The following is a 1,295-nucleotide window of genomic DNA, read 5'->3' as shown; positions in this document are numbered from 1 at the left end:
TACGGCTACGGCATGGCCTCGGTGCGCTTCATCTGCGGCACGCAGGAGGAGCACAAGCAGCTGGAGGCGACGATCTCGTCCTTCCTCGGCATGGACGACACCATCCTCTACGGCTCCTGCTTCGACGCCAATGGCGGCCTGTTCGAGACGCTGCTCGGCGAGGAGGACGCCATCATCTCCGACGCGCTGAACCATGCCTCGATCATCGACGGCGTCAGGCTGTCGAAGGCCAAGCGCTTCCGCTACGTCAACAACGACATGGCTGATCTCGAGGCCCGGCTGAAGGAGGCGAAAGATTGCCGCTTCCGGCTCATCGCCACCGACGGCGTGTTCTCGATGGACGGCATCATCGCCAACCTGCAGGGGGTTTGCGACCTGGCCGAGAAATACGATGCCATGGTGATGGTCGACGACAGCCATGCGGTCGGCTTCGTCGGCAAACATGGCCGCGGTTCGGCCGAGCATTGCGGCGTCGAAGGCAGGGTGGACATCATCACCGGCACGCTCGGCAAGGCGCTGGGTGGCGCGTCCGGCGGCTATACCTCGGGCAAAGCCCAGGTGGTCGACTGGCTGCGCCAGCGCTCGCGGCCCTATCTGTTCTCCAACACGCTGATGCCAGCGATCGCCGGCGCCTCGATCAAGGTGTTCGACATGATCCGCAATGGCGGCGCCTTGCGCGAGCGCCTCTATGCCAATGCGGAACGGTTCCGCTCCGAAATGGGCAAGCTCGGCTTTACGCTCGCCGGCGCGGACCATCCGATCATCCCGGTGATGCTGGGCGATGCGGCTCTGGCACAGGAGATGGCCGCGCGCATGCTGAAGCGCGGCATCTACGTCATCGGCTTCTCCTTCCCGGTGGTGCCGAAGGGTCAGGCGCGCATCCGCACCCAGATGTCTGCCGCCCATTCCATCGCTGATATCGATCGCGCGGTCGAGGCGTTCGGCGCAGTGGGACGGGAGCTCGGCGTGATTTCCTGAGCGCCGAAAAACGATTCCGGATCAAGAGATTCAAGGAACAAAAGAATGTCCAACATGATGAAGGCGCTGGTTAAGGCCAAGGCCGAGCCGGGCATCTGGATGGAAGAGGTGCCGGTGCCGGAGATCGGTCCCAACGACGTGCTGATCAAGGTCAGGAAGACCGCGATCTGCGGCACCGACGTGCACATCTACAATTGGGACCAGTGGGCGCAGAAGACGGTGCCGGTGCCGATGGTGACGGGCCATGAGTTCGTCGGCACGGTCGCCGATTTCGGCGCCGCGGTCACCGAATACAAGCTCGGCCAGCGCGTCTCGGG

The 1,295-nt window shown here is 63.9% G+C and carries 2 protein-coding genes; both read left to right on the top strand.

Annotation, left to right across the window (positions count from 1 at the left end):
- The coding region (locus EN745_RS34885; RefSeq protein WP_127423321.1) for a glycine C-acetyltransferase at nucleotides 1-978 on the top strand (978 nt) is incomplete at its 5' end.
- Between the two features lie 45 nt (nucleotides 979-1,023).
- The coding region (locus EN745_RS34880; RefSeq protein WP_148669381.1) for an alcohol dehydrogenase catalytic domain-containing protein at nucleotides 1,024-1,295 on the top strand (272 nt) is incomplete at its 3' end.

The sequence above is a fragment of the Mesorhizobium sp. M4A.F.Ca.ET.022.05.2.1 genome (assembly GCF_003998845.1).
Lineage (GTDB): Bacteria > Pseudomonadota > Alphaproteobacteria > Rhizobiales > Rhizobiaceae > Mesorhizobium.
Note: the sequence above shows the minus strand (reverse complement) of the source record. Positions and strands in the feature narration are given on the sequence as shown.